The organism is Methanospirillum hungatei, from assembly GCF_019263745.1.
Classification (GTDB): Archaea; Halobacteriota; Methanomicrobia; order Methanomicrobiales; family Methanospirillaceae; genus Methanospirillum; species Methanospirillum purgamenti.
Map to the genome: position 1 here is coordinate 744,563 of NZ_CP077107.1, position 17,378 is coordinate 761,940.

17 protein-coding genes are annotated in these 17,378 nt (G+C 44.8%); 14 read left to right on the forward strand and 3 right to left on the reverse strand.

From position 1 onward, the window contains the following. The first annotated feature begins 103 nt into the window (after positions 1–103). The 5 genes from KSK55_RS03570 (at position 104) to KSK55_RS03590 (ending at position 4,460) form a co-directional block, all read left to right on the forward strand. Positions 104–655, forward strand: coding sequence for a hypothetical protein (locus tag KSK55_RS03570; protein ID WP_214418836.1), 552 nt, complete (start codon positions 104–106; stop codon positions 653–655). Positions 656–758: 103 nt separating this feature from the next. Continuing rightward, positions 759–1,391: a DUF47 domain-containing protein gene (locus KSK55_RS03575; protein WP_214418837.1), complete on the forward strand. Its 633-nt coding sequence runs from the start codon at positions 759–761 to the stop codon at positions 1,389–1,391. Between the two features lie 4 nt (positions 1,392–1,395). Next, the gene (locus tag KSK55_RS03580) at positions 1,396–2,601 is read left to right on the forward strand and encodes an inorganic phosphate transporter (protein ID WP_218608202.1); all 1,206 of its coding nucleotides are present in this window, start codon (positions 1,396–1,398) and stop codon (positions 2,599–2,601) included. A 48-nt stretch (positions 2,602–2,649) separates the two neighbouring features. Next, positions 2,650–3,279, forward strand: a complete 630-nt coding sequence (locus KSK55_RS03585; protein WP_214418839.1) for a DUF47 domain-containing protein — start codon at positions 2,650–2,652, stop codon at positions 3,277–3,279. 5 nt (positions 3,280–3,284) lie between these two features. Next, complete coding sequence (locus KSK55_RS03590; RefSeq protein WP_214418840.1) at positions 3,285–4,460, forward strand: inorganic phosphate transporter; 1,176 nt, start codon at positions 3,285–3,287, stop codon at positions 4,458–4,460. A 4-nt stretch (positions 4,461–4,464) separates the two neighbouring features. Here KSK55_RS03590 and KSK55_RS03595 read toward each other — a convergent pair whose 3' ends face one another. Next, positions 4,465–5,328, reverse strand: coding sequence for a DNA glycosylase (locus KSK55_RS03595; RefSeq protein WP_218608203.1), 864 nt, complete (start codon positions 5,326–5,328; stop codon positions 4,465–4,467). A 105-nt stretch (positions 5,329–5,433) separates the two neighbouring features. On the opposite strand from KSK55_RS03595, the gene KSK55_RS03600 reads away from it, so the two are divergent. Next, positions 5,434–6,093: a hypothetical protein gene (locus tag KSK55_RS03600; protein ID WP_218608204.1), complete on the forward strand. Its 660-nt coding sequence runs from the start codon at positions 5,434–5,436 to the stop codon at positions 6,091–6,093. A gap of 13 nt (positions 6,094–6,106) precedes the next feature. Beyond that, positions 6,107–7,372 carry a phosphopyruvate hydratase gene (eno, locus tag KSK55_RS03605; protein ID WP_218608205.1) on the forward strand — a complete coding sequence of 422 codons (1,266 nt, stop codon included), beginning with the start codon at positions 6,107–6,109 and terminating at the stop codon, positions 7,370–7,372. 6 nt (positions 7,373–7,378) lie between these two features. On the opposite strand, the gene KSK55_RS03610 is transcribed toward eno, so the two are convergent. Then, entirely contained in the window at positions 7,379–7,861 is a 483-nt protein-coding gene (locus KSK55_RS03610; RefSeq protein WP_214418844.1) for a DNA-deoxyinosine glycosylase, read from the reverse strand. 13 nt (positions 7,862–7,874) lie between these two features. Continuing rightward, on the reverse strand, positions 7,875–8,918 hold the full coding sequence (locus KSK55_RS03615) for a glycoside hydrolase family 26 protein (protein ID WP_218608206.1): 1,044 nt from the start codon (positions 8,916–8,918) through the stop codon (positions 7,875–7,877). A 142-nt stretch (positions 8,919–9,060) separates the two neighbouring features. Here KSK55_RS03615 and KSK55_RS03620 point away from each other — a divergent pair, with 142 nt between their 5' ends. The 7 genes from KSK55_RS03620 to KSK55_RS03650 all read left to right on the forward strand — a co-directional run bounded on the left by KSK55_RS03620 (position 9,061) and on the right by KSK55_RS03650 (position 17,367). Beyond that, positions 9,061–10,050, forward strand: a complete 990-nt coding sequence (locus KSK55_RS03620) for an asparagine synthase C-terminal domain-containing protein (protein WP_218608207.1) — start codon at positions 9,061–9,063, stop codon at positions 10,048–10,050. A gap of 7 nt (positions 10,051–10,057) precedes the next feature. Next, positions 10,058–10,327: an Asp-tRNA(Asn)/Glu-tRNA(Gln) amidotransferase subunit GatC gene (gatC, locus tag KSK55_RS03625; protein ID WP_214418846.1), complete on the forward strand. Its 270-nt coding sequence runs from the start codon at positions 10,058–10,060 to the stop codon at positions 10,325–10,327. A 1-nt stretch (position 10,328) separates the two neighbouring features. Beyond that, complete coding sequence (gene gatA, locus KSK55_RS03630) at positions 10,329–11,624, forward strand: Asp-tRNA(Asn)/Glu-tRNA(Gln) amidotransferase subunit GatA (RefSeq protein WP_214418847.1); 1,296 nt, start codon at positions 10,329–10,331, stop codon at positions 11,622–11,624. Next, entirely contained in the window at positions 11,624–13,048 is a 1,425-nt protein-coding gene (gatB, locus tag KSK55_RS03635; RefSeq protein ID WP_218608208.1) for an Asp-tRNA(Asn)/Glu-tRNA(Gln) amidotransferase subunit GatB, read from the forward strand. The genes gatA and gatB overlap by 1 nt, the downstream gene beginning before the upstream one ends. Positions 13,049–13,052: 4 nt before the next feature. Beyond that, positions 13,053–15,848, forward strand: a complete 2,796-nt coding sequence (locus KSK55_RS03640) for a DNA topoisomerase I (protein WP_218608209.1) — start codon at positions 13,053–13,055, stop codon at positions 15,846–15,848. Between the two features lie 71 nt (positions 15,849–15,919). Further along, positions 15,920–16,606, forward strand: coding sequence for a phosphoglycerol geranylgeranyltransferase (locus tag KSK55_RS03645; RefSeq protein WP_218608210.1), 687 nt, complete (start codon positions 15,920–15,922; stop codon positions 16,604–16,606). A 5-nt stretch (positions 16,607–16,611) separates the two neighbouring features. Next, positions 16,612–17,367 (forward strand): RNA methyltransferase, encoded by a 756-nt coding sequence (locus KSK55_RS03650; RefSeq protein WP_218608211.1) that lies wholly within the window; start codon positions 16,612–16,614, stop codon positions 17,365–17,367. Positions 17,368–17,378 lie beyond the last annotated feature (11 nt).

Genomic DNA, 17,378 nt, shown 5'->3' on the forward strand with positions numbered 1-17,378 from the left:
CATACCGCTTCTTCGAAACACATCAGGGCATAGTGGGGGTTGATACCTTCAAATGTCTCCAGAGTTAATCTCTTTATAACGTAGAAATTTATAGGAGATAATTATGCGGTTATGCTCAACGAATTTGCTCATCACATCCATTCTGCTATTCACCTTAACCGGTATTCTTCCCTGTTATGGGGAAGATATCGGAATGTCAGGTAATTTTACTGAAAATGATTCAGAATTTTTGTTTATGATGAATCAGTACTGGATCCCGGATCTCTACGAAATAAAAGGCAGAATCGATAATTCTGTCAGTTACACAATTCCGGATATGCTTAACTTATCAGTAGAATACGCGAATATCCGTTTGAAAAAGAACCTGAATGAAACGCACTCCTATAATGTATCTCCAGATCTCGTGTATTTAAGATCCGCATACAACCAGACCGTACAATCTGAACTCGTGAAATTAAACCTTCTTCCAGCGTTGAATCGATCTGATCCCCAGTATGTAACCAGGGTATCGGGAGTTACCGCACAGTTATCGCTTTATGGTGCATGGCTTGAGTACCAGGTAATGCAGCGGTATTCAGTTCAAAACAGAACGTTTCCCGAACTTGCAAAGGTTCCGGCAGATGAATTTTTTAAAATTATGGGTAACATGACCTGATTGAACCAATGCAGAATAACTCTCTCCTCCCTCTCTTTCAATGGCTATATGATAACGGTGAACAGCCGAATATCTCATATCCTTTCAGGTACTATCAGAGCATATGCGAATACGGGACATAATTCTCCCGGAAGATCAATTTTTTCTCCAGGTTTTTCGTGAAATATCTGATAAGACAGTTCAGGCTTCCGCTCATTTGACCGAACTGGTTTCTGATCTTGAACATAGAACAGGACAGACATGTCAGAAGATTCATCAACTTGAACATGAGTCAGACGAACTTCTCAGGAAGATTTTTGAGCGACTTGAGGAATCTTTAATAACTCCTCTTGAACCGGATGAGATACACCGGCTTGCCAAGGCACTTGATGATGTTATTGATATCATTGACTGGGTAGCTCACCAGATTTGTAATTATCAACTCTCCGGATCATATCCACATCTGGGAAAATTTGCTGAATACATTGCCATTTCATCAATTGAAATACAAAAGGGGGTTCATCTTCTTGGATCCTGGGATGAGATCAGGGAGATAAAAAACGCCTGTGCTACCATAAACCAGGTCTGGAATAGGTCCAGCGACCTGCTATCATCGGCAGTCACGGAACTATTCACCATGCAGGATCCGATTCAGGTGATAAAACTCAAAGATATTTATGAAAACCTGGAAGAGGTGTTACAGGAATGTAATGATGTCGGTCATGTTTTAAATGAGATCGTGATCAGGCATACCTGAAATCATGGAATACATCTTTATTATCGGGATATTTCTAGCATTCCTTTTTAATTTTGTAAATGGTCTGAATGATGCAGGAAATTCTATCGCAACAGTTGTGGCTACCCGAGCTCTTCGACCACTCTATGCCCTTCTCCTTGCCGCAGTGTGCAATATCGCCGGTCCTTTTTTATTAACGACTGCAATCGCAAAAACCATCGGAACCGGCGTTGTAGTTCCCGGAGCACTGACTCCGGATGTTCTGGTAGTGGCACTTTTTTGTGGAATTTTTCTTTTAAGTGTATTGACCGCAAAAGGCTTTCCGATTTCTGCAAGCCATGCATTGATCGGATGTATGGTAGGATCTACTATCGCAGCCTTTGGCTTTTCAACAGTAATATGGCCTGATTTTGAGATGATTCGAGCAGTTGCACTGGCTGGCTTTTTTGGAGCAGTTTGTGGGAGCCTGTTTCTCGCGATTATTTTCTGGGCACTGAAAGGATCTGTCCGTCTGGGCATCATAGCTGGTGCTGTCGGCGGTTTTTCTCTCATGATCGTCTCTCTCATGGCAGCCGGCCTGCTACACGTGAGCGGTCTGCTTGCAATTTTTATCTTTATCATAATTTCACCAACAATCGGCTTTCTTGGGGGTTTTTTCCTTGATATCGTAGTATCATATATCTTTAGGTTTTCCCATCAATCCGCAAGAAACAAGATCTTCTTTCCTCTCCAGGTTGTTGCTGGAGGAGTCCAGGCAATTGGTCATGGAGCAAATGACGGGCTCCATGCGGTGGGTATAATCGCTGCGCTCTTCATCGCCGGGGGATTGAGCGAAGGATTTACTGCCCCATTCTGGGTAATGGCAGGATCGGCACTTGCTATCGGAGCAGGTACCGTTTTTGGCGGATGGAATGTCATTACAAAAATGGCTAAAGGAATTACCAGAATCCGACCATATCAGGGATTTTGCGCATCCTCAGCAGGCGGTCTTGTCATTTCCGCTCTTACGATTACTGGTATTCCGACCTCCTCAACCCACATCATTAGTGGATCAATTGTTGGCGTTGGAGCGACACGAGGCAAAACTGCAGTTGACTGGAAAGTGGTCAGGGACATTGTTACCACCTGGATAGTAACATTTCCTCTTGCAGTATCAGCCTCTGCAATCCTGTATTTCATATATTCAGGTGTTATGAAGACCAGCCTGTTCATCCTTAACTATATGAGATAACAGACCGGTGTCTTTTTACGTATAGACGCAATATTTGTTCCGATTACTGTGGGAATTAAGGAATGGTTGGTACCACAGGACAAAGTATTTTTTGACCTTTTTGAACAACTGGCCGGTATTGTGGTGCAGGCGGCTGTCAAACTGGAACAGATTGTAACGAAAGAAAAAGATCCTGAAACAACCTATAAAGAAATTAAAGATCTGGAACATCAGGGTGATTTGATTACACATGAGATCTACGAACAGTTAAACCGGACTTTTATCACTCCACTTGATCCAATGGAGATATCCCGGCTCGCTTCAGCTCTGGATGATGTACTGGACTATATCGATGATTCTGCTGAAAAACTCCTTATCTATGGAATAAAGGATTTTGACAAAACCATGCAAAATTTTGCCCAGTTAATCCGCCTTTCTGCAGTTCAGCTGGAATGTGGTGTCAAAGGAATCAGGTCGTTTCGGAAAAACAACCCTCTTGAAAGTTGTGGCATTGAGGTTAACCGGCTTGAGAATATGGCAGATGATCTTCTTTCACAGGCGATACAGCGTCTCTTTGCCCAGGAAGACCCAATGACCACAATAAAATTAAAAGATATTTACGAGTGCCTGGAGACTGCTACTGACAAATGTGAAGATGTTGTGAACGTGTTATCAGATATCAGTATAAGGCATTCGTGATTTGTATGGAAGTTATCCTCATCATTGGTATTGCAATTGCTCTCATCTTTAATTTTTTAAACGGTCTTCATGATGCGGCTAATTCCATTTCTACCATCGTCGCAACAAAGGTCTTAACACCGATACAGGCTGTATGTCTGGCAGCTTTTTTTAACCTCATTGGACCGTTATTCTTCACAACTGCAATTGCAAAAACTATAGGAAAAGGAATTATTACACCTGGCTGGCTTACCCTGGAAGTGATAATTGTCGGAATATTAGTTGCATCATTTTGGATTTATGCAACAGCATATATCGGAATTCCAATATCATCCACCCATGCAATGATTGGAGGTCTGATTGGAACAGCTGTAGCATATGGTGGGATAGATGTCGTTATCCTTCCTTCTCTTTCTCTTATCGGTGGTGTTATTCTCTATGGAATAATTGGAGCAATCATCGGAGCGATTTTTCTGACAGGGCTTGCGAAGATAAAAGATGAACCGGACATCAAAAGCTATCTTGGCATTGGTGGACTTTTCGGGTTTGTATTCACCATCCCCCTGTGTATTATTCTCCAGGTACTTCCTATAAGCGGACTACTTGGAATCATCCTATTCATCGTCATATCCCCTTCTCTTGGTTTTGCCGGAGCATTCCTCTTTGGATGTCTGACAATACGACTCTGTAGAAATCAGGATCAACGATTGATGAACAAAATTTTTAATAAACTTCAGATAGTCTCCGCTTCATTTTACAGTATCGGCCATGGAAGCAATGATGCCCAGCATGCTATGGGTATAATCACAGCAATGCTCGTGACCGCCGGTGTTTTATCTGATTTTCAGGTTCCTCTCTGGGTAATCCTGACATCAAGTGCTGCAATATCACTTGGAACCCTGACCGGGGGATGGAAGATAGTGCAGACTATGGCAAAGCGGATTACCCATCTTCGGCCATACCAGGGATTTTGTGCTGAAACCGGAGGAGGACTTGTTCTGTTGTTTGTCACGATTTTTGGTGTCCCGGTGTCAAGCACTCATGCTATTAGCGGATGTATCATGGGTGTTGGCGCAACCCAGGGAAGTGCGGCAGTTCAATGGTCTATCGTGAGGCAAATTGTAACTGCCTGGATTATTACCATACCACTAACAGCAACATGCGCATATCTGGTGTACATGATAATACTCCGGATATGGTAATTTTTTAAAAATCCCTGGTCGCAAATAAAAATTGCTGAGCATATCCTGCATAAGGACCAAAGTATTCCTGACAAAACAGGGAGAGATCATCATACGAATATCTACCGGTTTTTTGAAATTTTATAATGGGGGCATACTGATGTTCAATGATGGATCGAATCCTTATATCAATGGGGACCGCCTCAAGACGCTCAAATGCAAACAAAAGAACACAATCAGCAACCTTTGGACCTACACCAGATAACACCATCAGAGCTCTTTTTGCATCCAGATATGACATTTGTGCAATAGACGGTAAAAAATCCGGATGAGTACTGATGTATTTGGCAGTTTTAATAAGATATGGAGCCCGGTACCCAGCCAGACAATCACGAAGTTCCTGCTCACTACAAGATGCAAGCACACAGGGATCCGGAAATTTGCATTTTCCTTTACCGCATGAGGTACCGTGCCTGTCCAGGATGAGATTGATGCGTTTTCCTATCGTCCGGACATTTGAATTTGCTGAACAGATAAAACTGACCAGGCACTCCCAGGGATCCTGCCGTAAAATTCGAAGCCTTTTTGATAGTTCATACTGCGTAGAAAAGAAGTTATCCGGTCCGTTTCGGTATGCGAAAATATGTTCCTCTATTGAGGAATGAATCTTTTTCATATCATCATGAAGTCCTAAAAACCGAAAAAGCGCTGACTCACTAATCCCGGAGTACACGATACCTTCATCATTTTGAATGAGAGAAACAATGCTCCCTTTATGGACTCCGCTCCACATATCACCGGTTTTTTTCCAGCCAAATATCTGTCCACAAGAAAGAGTAAGATCAAGGTCAAAGAGATCCTGTGACAAAGGAAGGATATGTGTATTCACAAAAGAGCATTTGTCAGGCGTATATGATGAGAATATCTCATCATGACGACAGAAAGAAATATATTTACACAGAAATTTGTATCCAGACGATAAGGAATGGACGAGATGAAAAAAATATGGTTACTCTGGTTTGGGTGCATTCTTCTATGCTTGTGCACCGGACTTGTATACGGAGAGGAAAATGCCAGTGCAGGAGAGATTACAACTCTTGCAGAACCTCCTGCTCTGAATATTGACACTGATTATTTAAGCGGTTCAATTGATCTCGTCCAGGGATGGAATTTTATGTCTGTCCCCCGCAGACTTGCTGATGACTCAAATACTGCCGCGATTTTTACCGGTCTAGAATCAGCAGGTCATAGTATCTGGACATACAACCAGAAAGATGGTGGGTGGAATGACCTGACTGCAGATGAAAAAATTCTCCCGCTCGAAGGGTACTGGGTATATTCATCATCACCATCTACGGTAAAATTACAATTTTCCGATGATCCACTCCAGGTCCCACCTGTTAAGGATATGACAGCCGGTTGGAACATGTTTGGATTTACAGGAAATACTCCTGCTTCAGCACGTGATTCACTTCTTTCCATTCGAAATGCCTGGACAGAAGTTATCGGGTGGGATCCAGCAGTCCAGCAATTTGAGACCACCATAGTGAATGGCGGATCAAATGAACAGGCAGATTCACGGATGTTGCTCCCAACTCACTCCTACTGGGTATATGTAACAGAATCCTGTAGTCTTGCAAGTATCGGAGCATAATGAGGTTATTCGTATGGTTCAGATTGAGAAAGTAATCGGAAGAGAAATTATTGATTCCCGTGGAAATCCCACGGTTGAAGTTGACGTAACACTGGTCGGAGGTTATTTTGGAAGGGCAGCTTGTCCATCCGGGGCCTCAACCGGAACACATGAAGCAATTGAGAGACGCGATGGAGATTCCCGGTTCCTTGGGAAAGGTGTTCGGAAAGTCGTAGAAGCTATCAATACCGATATCCGGAAAGCATTAACCGGAATGGATGGAACAGATCAAGCAGCGGTTGACAATTCCCTGATATCCATTGATGGAACAGAAAATAAAGGACGAATTGGTGCAAATGCTCTTCTTCCAGTATCAATGGCAGTTGCAAGAGCAGCTGCACAGGCGTTACAGGTTCCCCTGTATGAACACCTGTCAGAACGGAATTATCTTCTTCCGGTTCCCTATATGAACATCTTAAATGGGGGAGCACATGCAAACTGGCAGGGAGCTGATTTCCAAGAGTATATGATTGCTCCTGTTGGAGCCCCGAATTTTCCAGAAGCAGTCAGGTGGGGCTGTGAAGTTTATCATTCCTTAAAATCGATCCTGAAAAAACAAGGTCTCAGCACTGGTGTCGGCGATGAAGGGGGTTTTGCACCTAAAGTTCCATCAAACCGGGCTCCACTTGATTTTATCACAGAAGCAATAGAGGCAGCAGGATATAAACCAGGTTCTGATATTGCCCTTGCCCTTGATCCGGCATCAAGTGAATTTTTCATTGATGGAACATATGAACTAAAAAGTGAAGGGAAAAAACTTTCATCTGAAGAGATGGCAGGATATTACCAGGATCTTACCGCAGCATACCCGGTCATTTCTATCGAAGACGGGCTTGCAGAAGATGACTGGGATGGCTGGATTGCAATGACCAAAGCCATCGGAAAGAAGGTACAACTGGTCGGAGATGACCTCTTTGTCACAAACACAAAAAGAATCTCCCGTGGTATATCAGAAAAAGCAGCAAATGCAGTACTTATTAAGCTCAACCAGATTGGAACCATCACAGAGACCATTGCAGCAGTAACCATGGCACGCAATGCCGGATGGAATTCAATGATATCACACCGAAGCGGTGAAACGGTAGATTCATTTATTGCCGACCTTTCAGTTAGCCTTGGGACCGGACAAATCAAAACCGGAGCACCATGCAGAGGAGAACGGGTTGAAAAATATAATCAGCTTATCAGAATTCACGAAGAACTCGGTTCAAAGGCAACCTACGCCGGAAAGAGACGATAAGTCAAGTTAATTAATCTCGTTTATCACGTTCCATTTCTCAATTTTTTCCGAAAGCCGCACGGCATGTGCCGGACTTGAAGAAGGAAGATACCTAGTTGCAATAGAAATATCAGGAAAAAATTTTTTAAATCCTTTTTCTGCCTCACGACCATTTAGAAAAATTACATCGATTGTTGGATATTGAGAGATAATCCACCGGATGTCATTTGGTTCTGGGTTTTTAATTCTAATATCTGCACTTCTCTCCCGATCGCAAGAGCTATACACATCCCATAAGCCAACATTCCTGGCAAGAATGAGGGAAGTACGTTCTTTATAAGGCAGAGTAAGAGGTATCGAAAATATTGATTCGATAATGTTCCAGAACATGTTTCGGGGATTTGCATAATACTCTCCAGCTTTTAGAGACAAAACAGATGGGTAACTCCCTAAAATAAGAATCCGACAACCAGGCGAAATCAGAGGAGAAAGCCCGCATCCTGATCGCATATTATTACAAAAATCAGGAACAGGTCAGATGTTCCTGAACCTGGATAGATTGAAGACTGGTTTTGAAAGCATTCGCAACTGTTGAATTATCCTGTAGTCTCATAGACGTATCATGAAGGGGATTATTATCATTCTTCCATGCTGCATTGAGCCAGATTAGGGCCTTTACCTGTGGCCATACTTTTTCTGATAATGGGGAGAGTACATTCGTTACAAATGTGGACGGATCGGCAAACCGGCCCTGCACGTCTGTTCCTGTTATAAGCAGAATGGGTTTCTGTATCGATCCGTTCTGCAGGGTGTATATGGTAGCATCCAATGTCTCTTTAAATGGTTTCGTTCCAGCCTCAAAGGGTTTTTTTGTTCCAAACAAAGAGATCGCTACCAAGTCACAGTATTCATCTCCAGGGTAATACAGGGACATATTATTCCATTCTTCTACAGGCTGGCTTTCTGCATTTACATGATATATCCAGATCAGATTCGAAGCCCCCTCTTCTTTCATAATCGTGACGATGTGACGGTACGCATCACGGAAAGAATCCAGACCTTTTTTTTCTCCATTCCAGTATCCGTTCCAGGGATATCCCCACTGGTTTATCTCAGTCCCGTATTCAATCAGGATTGGCGAGCCAAACGAACGTGCCTCACGAGCCCATGCCCGAAGTTCTCCGTCAAACTTTCCAAGTGCAATATTATTCAGAGTATAGAGCGGTTCTTTCTGATATGGTGTATCTGTACTTCGCATCATAAGCCGGATATAAGGAACCATCCCCTCGTTTCGAAGGATTGAAGCACTTTCTGACGGAAATTTCCTATCCGTCATCCATTCATCAGAAAAAACACCAAGTGCCGGATTTTTTCCTGAGGAATCCCTGAAAGCCTGAATCTCATTAAGAAGAATACTCTCCTCCCCGGATGGTGTTTTTTGTGGGGCAAACACGCCAAGCGCAAGAGAACCATCATCACCAAGACAAAAACCCGGAGGCAGCCCTGATGTAATCCCACAAATCCCACACACAAACGTCAGAACAACCATCAGTGCTATTCCTCTCATCACCGTTCCTCCCCCATACATATCTGCACAACTCTTCCGAGGTATTTACATCGTCACGTAAAAAGTCTGTCTCATGTGATCTTATGGTGGAAGAGATATTCGGATCACATTTATGTAGATCGTGGTTCATGTCCTGAGACGTATGCATCTGACCGGTTGGATTGAGCTGGAAGGTAAAAAATTATCACCAGAAGAATTAGAGCAGGTACTTGAGCGCAATCCTTCTCTTGTTTCCCGGTTTAATGGTGAATTTTACCTGGAATATGGAACATGCTCTGCCCGGGATCAGTATGGAATTATCCCCGGTCCATGTCCGGCTGGGTCAATCATGTGTGATGGTAAAGCAGTTGGGACAGTCCATCCACCCTGCCAGAATCTCCCTCTGGCTGATGCAATTAGATCAGCTATTGAAATCAGGTCAGATACAGGAATTACTGCTCTATCCGGAGGGGTTGACTCAGCCCTTGTTGCTGCTGTAGCACAAAGACCATGCCTTGTTGTAGGAATGGAGGGGTGCCATGATATCAGGCAGGCAACTGAAGTAGCAACGATACTTGACCTATCCCTCCACGTCCGAACCGTTACGCCACAAGATGTCGCAGATGCACTCCCGGTTGTCATATCCCTTATTCATGATCCAAATCCGGTTGATGTTGCCATAGGAACGACGCTCTATTTTGTTGCAGAAACCGCACAAGACCTGGGGTATGAGCGTATACTTACCGGGCAGGGTGCAGACGAAGTCTTTGGTGGGTATGCCAGATATCTTGAAACTCCGCCTCACCTCCTTGATGAAGTATTCGCCCGTGATTTTGACTCATTATCACGACAAGGCAAGCGGGATCAGGGTATTGCACGGTCAATGGGTGCCTACCTGTCAATGCCATACCTTGATATCAGGGTCGTATGCGCTGCACAGGCAATCCCCCCGACTGAACGGGTACAGGGTGGTGTCAGAAAAAAACCACTTCGTGAGGTCGCCAGCCTCTATATGCCTGAATCGTATGCATATTACGAGAAAAAAGCCATGCAGTACGGGACAGGGATCTGGAAAGAGATAAAACGGATTGCCCGGCAGAATGGTTATCACAGCTCTGTTTCAGATTTCATAACACATATCAGGAGGACATAAAAGTACAATGGTTACCGCAGAAGACGTCAGAAAAATAGCAAAACTCGCTGATGTCGGCATTGATGATTCAGAAATTTCAGAATTTACATCTCAGTGCTCAGGCATCCTGGAATATTTTGCAGTTCTTGATACTCTTGACCAGAACCAGCCCTTCATTCGTGAACGATATAATATTCTTCGTGACGATGAAGTTCTTCCCTCCCTCACCCAGGAGGAATCCCTTCAGAATGCAGGTCAGACGGAAAAAGGATACTTTAAAGCTCCACGGGTGATGTAACGTGAAGACCATATCCTTTAAGCCGGATGATGCTGTTCATGCATTTATCACCACTATCCCGACGGTATCGTATGGCGATGGTCCGCTTTCCGGAGTTACCGTTGCAGTAAAAGACAATATCTCAACAAAAGGGATTGAAACGACATGTGCCTCAAAAATACTGAAGGGATATATCCCTCCCTATGATGCTCATGTGGTGACCCTTTTAAAAGATGCCGGAGCGGCAATTGTTGGAAAAACGAATATGGATGAGTTCGGGATGGGCACCACTACTGAAAATAGTGCCTTTGGTCCGACATTCAATCCTCTGGACCATACCCGTGTTCCAGGTGGTTCCTCAGGGGGTTCTGCAGCTGCTGTTGCTGCACATCTTGTAGACTGTGCAATTGGTTCAGACACCGGAGGATCCATCAGGTGTCCTGCAGCTTTTTGTGGCATAGTCGGTCTAAAGCCTACGTATGGCAGGGTGTCCAGGTTTGGACTTATCGCATATGCAAACTCTTTGGAACAGATTGGTCCGATGGCTCGGGATGTAACAACTCTTTCAAAACTGTATGCTGTCATAGCCGGACATGACCCGCGTGATGCCACATCGGTAAACAAACCATATTCACATACCCCTTCATCAGACATGAATGGTCTGAAAATAGGAATGCCCGAAGAGTTTTTTGGAGAAGGAGTCAATCCAAAAGTTGCTGATGTTGTGAGAACGGCAATAAAGACCCTGGAGTCTCTAGGTGCTGAAGCAGTGCCATGTACGATGCCTTCCATGAAATATGCTCTTTCAGCCTACTATGTTACCTGTACCAGTGAGGCATCCAGTAACCTTGCCAGGTTTGACGGGGTCAGGTATGGGCCGGCAATCGAGACACTGAAAAGTTGGCATGATGCCTACTCAGACCAGAGAAAAGATGGATTTGGCAAAGAGGTCCGTCGCCGGATCATTCTGGGAACTTTCTCTCTTGCAGCCGGATATTATGGGAGATATTACCAGAAGGCACAGACAGCACGCCAGATGGTCAGGGATGATTTTGAGCGTATCTTCAGGGATGTTGATGTCATTGCAGGACCGACAATGCCAGACATTGCCTTCAAACTTGGTGAGAAGAGTGATCCACTGCAGATGTATCTTTCTGATATCCTCACCGTCCCGGCAAATCTTGCTGGCGTGCCGGCATTATCAGTCCCTTGTGGAACGGTTGATAATATGCCAGTCGGTCTTCAGTTGATTGGACGCTATTTCGAGGATGAGCGGATCATAGACACTGCATATGCTTTCGAGCAGGAGGTGTCATAATGGAAGAGCGGGAGACGATCATCGGTCTGGAGATTCACTGTCAGTTGGACACGAAATCCAAGATGTTCTGCAGTTGTTCTACTGATTTTCGTGACAATGAACCGAACACTCATACCTGTCCGGTCTGTCTGGGACTTCCTGGCAGTATGCCGATGGTAAACAAGCGAGCCATCGAATTTGCATTAAAGGTTGCAAAGGCATTAAACTGTACCATCCGGGATGAATCTGAGTTCTCACGGAAAAATTACTTTTACCCTGATCTGAATAAAGCATACCAGATCACGCAGTATGATAAACCCCTTGCAGAGTGGGGAAAACTTCTCATCGATGGAGATGACGGGGAGAAAGAGATCCGTATCACCAGAATCCATCTCGAGGAGGATCCCGGCCGTTCAGTTCACATGGGTACCACTGACCGGGGGAAATACACCCTTGTTGACTATAACCGAGCCGGAATTCCACTTATTGAGATTGTCACCGAACCAGATCTCCGGTCCCCGAAAGAGGCCAGAAAATTCCTCAACAAACTTCGGGCAACCCTTGAATATCTGAACGTGTTTGACTCAGAAAAAGAAGGATCTCTTCGTGTAGATGCGAATATCTCATTAAAAGGGTCAGAACGGGTTGAGGTAAAAAATATCTCCTCATATAAGGGTGTTGAAAAGGCACTTACCTTTGAAGTGACCAGGCAGCGGAATGTTCTGCGACGTGGGCAAACCGTAGCCAGAGAGACCAGGCATTTTGTTGAAGCTCGAGGTGTTACGACTTCTTCACGGTCAAAAGAGGAAGAGAATGATTACCGGTACTTCCCTGAACCTGATCTCCTCCCTCTCCGGGTAGCACCCTGGGTTGACACAATTGAGCTACCAGAACTTCCGGATGCACGGCGTGAACGCTTTATCGCCCAATACGGGGTATCTCCGGAACATGCAAAGACACTCACCGGAGGGCTGAAACTTGCAGAGTTCTATGAAGCTGTCGCATCTGAAGATCCAGCTCTTGCAGCGACCTGGACAGCAGATTACCTGCTTGGAGAACTGAATTACCGTGACTTTTCTATCGACGCTATGCCTGCTGATCTCTTCAAGGAATTGCTGGCACTCATCAAGCATGATACTATTACTGACAAATCAGCAGTTGAGATACTCAGGCTGATTCTTGATGCCGTCAAGGAAGGAAAGAAACCGGAACGCCCGCAGGAGATTGTGTCACGACTTGGCCTTGCAAAGACCAGTGGCGATCAGGTAACTACGATGATACAGGAAGTAATTACTGAACAACCGGCAGCTGTTGCAGATTATTATGCTGGCAAGATGCAGGCATTGAATTTCCTGGTCGGACAGGTTATGAAAAAATGTAGAGGACGTGCAGATCCCGGACACCTGAACACACTTCTAAAAGAAATACTCGATAAAAAGGTCTGATATCATGCATCTGATTATTGCCGAAAAAAATATTGCCGCTAACCGGATTGCCCATATCCTTTCAGGGAAAGACAAAGTATCGGCAAAAAAAGAGGGAGGGGTGAATGTATACAATTTTGGCGACAAGACATCAATCGGACTTCGGGGGCATGTTGTTGAGGTTGATTTTGTCGAAGGGTATACCAACTGGCGGTCACAGGAACGACCTCCCCGGTCATTAATCGATGCAGGAACTATAAAGAGACCAACCGAACCCACCATTGTAAAGCTTATCCAGAAGATAGCCAAAAAGGCGAATCGGGTTACAATTGCCACTGATTTTGATACCGAAGGAGAACTTATCGGGAAAGAGGCCTATGAACTGGTCCGGGCAGTAAATCAAAAAGTTCCGATCGACCGGGCACGGTTCTCTGCGATAACCAAAGAAGAAATCAACCGTGCTTTTTCTGAACCGACTGATATTGATTTTGACCTTGCTGCTGCAGGAGAAGCACGGCAGGTTGTGGATCTCATCTGGGGAGCATCACTGACCAGGTTTATTAGTCTGGCAGCAAAGCGAGGCGGGGGGAACATTCTTTCAGTCGGTCGGGTTCAGTCTCCGACTCTGGCAATGATTGTTGACCGGGAACGTGAGATTGAGTCATTCATTCCTGAACCATACTGGGAGATCTCCCTGGTAACGGATAAAGATGGCCAGCCTATCAACGCTCGACATGCTGCAGGCAGATTTACTGATAAAAAGGAAGCCGATGCAGCCTATGCCGGGACAAAAGATCCCCTGATCGTTACCGAAGTGAAAGAAGGGAAAAGGGTTGACCGGGCTCCGACACCTTTCGATACTACCCAGTTTATCGTCGCTGCGGCACGAATCGGATACTCTGCAGCAAATGCAATGCGTGTTGCTGAAGAACTGTATATGAACGGATTTATCTCATATCCGCGTACAGACAACACGATTTATCCACCCTCCTTAAACCTTGAAAGTATCCTGACAACCCTTGAAAAGACACAGTTTGCTCCTGATGTTGCATGGGTCAGGAAAAACAAACGTTCAAAGCCGACTGAGGGGAAAAAATCTTCAACTGACCATCCGCCAATTCACCCGACTGGTGTTGCAACCCAGGAGCAGCTTGGTGAAAACTGGAAGTTATATGAGCTGGTTGTCAGAAGATTTCTCGCCACCCTGTCTCCGGATGCTGAATGGGCAACGATGCGTATTGGAATGGATGCATCAGGACAGAATTATATCTCAACCGGTTCACGACTGACTGAACCAGGATGGAGAACTGTTTACCCATACTCAGAGGCAAAAGATTCCATCCTTCCTGTAGTAAAAACCGGGGAGAAACTAAAGATCCAGGATCTGAATCTTGAAGAGAAACAGACCCAGCCCCCGCCGAGATATTCACAGAGTAAACTTATCCAGGTAATGGAAGAACTCGGCCTTGGGACCAAATCCACACGACATGAAGTTATCCAGAAACTCATCTCCAGAAAATACATCGAAGGCAACCCATTACGGCCAACCCTTGTGGGAAAGGCTGTAACCGATTCTCTTGAAGCACATGCCTCCACAATTACCAGGCCTGACATGACCCAGAAACTTGAGCAGGCAATGGAGGCTATCAAGATTAAGGATAAATCCCGCGATGGCGTGGTGGATGATTCACGAAAGATGCTTCATCAGGTCTTTGACGAATTAGAACCGAATGAAGCGGTTATCGGCCAGGAGATCATGGGACAGACTGATGAAGAACTGACCATCGGCCCCTGTCCGGTATGTGGCAAAGATCTTCGTATCCGTCGGAAAGGGGGTTCACAATTTATCGGATGCAATGGATATCCTGACTGTACCTGTAATATCTCGCTTCCTGGGACAATGTGGGGATCAGCTGTCAGAACAAAAAATGTCTGTGAGATCCATAACCTCTTTCATGTTAGTCTGATTGCAAAAGGAGCACGCCCCTGGGAGATGGGTTGTCCGCTTTGTCAGCTCATCGAACAACAAAAAGAGCATTATGCTAAAATGCCTTCTATGACCGGGGAACTTCAGCAAAAACTTCTTGATGCAAAGATCTTCTCCCTCTATGATCTCTCAAAATTCGAGCAAGGTGATCTGGTTAAAAAACTTGGTATTACTAAGAAACTGGCAGAAATCATCATCAAAGAGGCAAATGAGGTTCTTGATCTGATCAGAAGACGATCAGAATGCAAAAAGTTCATGAAACAATTTGTCCCTCCAAAACGTGGCAGGAGTCATACCAAGGTCATGAACGGGTTTGCAGAATCCGGTATCAACTGTATCGGAGATATTGCTACCGCCACATTGGAATCTTTAAAAAAGACAGGGCTCTCTGATGAGGAAGCAAAAACACTCAAAGATGAGGCAATATCCCTTATCGCAAAAAACCACCTGAGAGAGATTGGCATTCCCGCAGTCTCACTCAAACGGTACCAAGAGGCAGGATTTTTATCACCGGAAGAGATTGCTTCATCACATCCAGCATTTATCTCACTAAAAACTGGAATCTCAATTGAAACAGTAGGAAAGCATCTCTCCCTTATAACCCAGTCACTTGGAAAACCTGACCCAGTAAAGATATCTAAGAAAGCCTTTGAGTCAGGAAAAGCAGAACTGATGAGTATCCCAGGGGTTGGACAATCAACCCTCGAACAACTGTATTCTGTGGGAATTTTTGATAAAAAATCATTAATAGGAGCAGATACAGCAAAAGCAGCGACAACCAGCGGATTATCAAAAGATCACCTGAAAAAGTTACAAGTTACTGCAAGGGCATAATACCCTCATCTCCCGAACGTTTTTCAGTCAGAACTAATGAAGCTGTACAGCACTTTTGAGGACAGGCATATATGCATACAAAATGGAAGACCTGGGCTCACGTTACCAAGCTTGACCCGGATAAACATCTCACCGAAGAGCAGATCGCAGAAATCGCAACAAGTGGGACAGATGCACTGATTCTTTCCGGTACACTCAATATCACCAAGGAAAATATGACTGAGCTGCGTGATCAGGTTAAGGAATATGGCCTTCCGCTTGTTGTTGAACCAGCAGGGCCTGAGTCTGTGGTTTTCCACGGAATTGACCTTTTGTACGTTGCAAGTGTAATGAACACATCAGATGCACGATGGATTGTCGGGAAACACCGCGACTGGGCGATGAATCCTGACATTGTCTGGGACAAGGTCATCCCTGAAGCGTACATCGTGTTAAATCCCAATTCTGCTGTTGGAAAAGTGACAGGAGCAGACTGTGGAATTTCAGCTCAGGAAGTAGCAGCGTATGCCTCTGTTGCAGATCACTATTTCAAATTCCCGATTGTGTACATTGAATACAGTGGGATGTATGGAGATCCTGATGTGGTGTGCGAGGCTAGCAAAGCCATTGATCATGCCATCCTGTATTACGGAGGAGGCATCGATTCCGGTGCAAAAGCAGCGGAGATGGCCAAGTATGCTGACACTATTGTCGTTGGAAATGCAGTCTACGATAAGGGCGTAAAAACTCTTCTTGAGACCGTTCAGGCAGTTCAGTAATCATTATGCCCCATATACGGATTGTCCTGGTCGAACCGCTATATGAGGGAAATGTTGGATTTGCTGCCAGGGTGATGAAGAATTTCGGTTTTACCGATATGGTTCTCATCAATCCCTGCACCATAGGAAATGAAGCAAAAATCCGGGCATCCCATGCTGATGATGTACTCCTGAATGCTACCACCATGACCCTTGATGAAGTTTTTGCCACATCACACCGCGTGGTTGCTACGACCGGATCACTCTCCTATTCTGCTTGTCATCCGACGAGAATGCCATTTTATTCTCCAAAAGAACTCCGTCACCTGATTGGGGATCTTGAAGGCACGATTTCTATCTTATTTGGACGGGAAAACTGGGGACTGTCAAACGAAGAAGTCAGAAGGGCAGATATTATCTGTACCATTCCAACATCACCCATCTATCCGATTATCAACCTCTCCCATGCGGTGGGTGTCATATGCTATGAACTGGCAAATCTGCCAAAAGCAGAAATCCCGCTTGCGACGGTAGAAGAGATGGATCATCTCTACGATCATATTGATCAGTATCTCGATCTTGTCGACCACCCTGGGTTTAAGCGGGAATCAACGATGACCCTTATCAGACGGGTGCTTGGACGATGCAATCTGACTTGGAGAGAATGCAGCACCATCCATGGACTTCTCAGGCGTTCTGAGTGGCACATTATTCCATCAGACAATGAAAACCTGGTCAGGTCTTCTGAAGATGAAGAACTGGAACATAATGATAAACTGTAATCCGAACAACA

Excerpts from the sequence above, each read along its gene's own strand:
- KSK55_RS03575 (WP_214418837.1), top strand. The coding sequence starts at position 759 with ATGCGAATACGGGACATAATTCTCCCGGAAGATCAATTTTTTCTCCAG.
- KSK55_RS03640 (WP_218608209.1), top strand. The coding sequence starts at position 13,053 with ATGCATCTGATTATTGCCGAAAAAAATATTGCCGCTAACCGGATTGCC.
- KSK55_RS03590 (WP_214418840.1), top strand. The coding sequence starts at position 3,285 with ATGGAAGTTATCCTCATCATTGGTATTGCAATTGCTCTCATCTTTAAT.
- gatB (WP_218608208.1), top strand. The coding sequence starts at position 11,624 with ATGGAAGAGCGGGAGACGATCATCGGTCTGGAGATTCACTGTCAGTTG.
- gatC (WP_214418846.1), top strand. The coding sequence starts at position 10,058 with ATGGTTACCGCAGAAGACGTCAGAAAAATAGCAAAACTCGCTGATGTC.
- KSK55_RS03620 (WP_218608207.1), top strand. The coding sequence starts at position 9,061 with ATGCATCTGACCGGTTGGATTGAGCTGGAAGGTAAAAAATTATCACCA.
- KSK55_RS03610 (WP_214418844.1), bottom strand. The coding sequence starts at position 7,861 with ATGCGATCAGGATGCGGGCTTTCTCCTCTGATTTCGCCTGGTTGTCGG.
- KSK55_RS03600 (WP_218608204.1), top strand. The coding sequence starts at position 5,434 with ATGAAAAAAATATGGTTACTCTGGTTTGGGTGCATTCTTCTATGCTTG.
- KSK55_RS03580 (WP_218608202.1), top strand. The coding sequence starts at position 1,396 with ATGGAATACATCTTTATTATCGGGATATTTCTAGCATTCCTTTTTAAT.
- KSK55_RS03645 (WP_218608210.1), top strand. The coding sequence starts at position 15,920 with ATGCATACAAAATGGAAGACCTGGGCTCACGTTACCAAGCTTGACCCG.
- eno (WP_218608205.1), top strand. The coding sequence starts at position 6,107 with ATGGTTCAGATTGAGAAAGTAATCGGAAGAGAAATTATTGATTCCCGT.
- KSK55_RS03570 (WP_214418836.1), top strand. The coding sequence starts at position 104 with ATGCGGTTATGCTCAACGAATTTGCTCATCACATCCATTCTGCTATTC.
- KSK55_RS03615 (WP_218608206.1), bottom strand. The coding sequence starts at position 8,918 with ATGAGAGGAATAGCACTGATGGTTGTTCTGACGTTTGTGTGTGGGATT.
- KSK55_RS03650 (WP_218608211.1), top strand. The coding sequence starts at position 16,612 with ATGCCCCATATACGGATTGTCCTGGTCGAACCGCTATATGAGGGAAAT.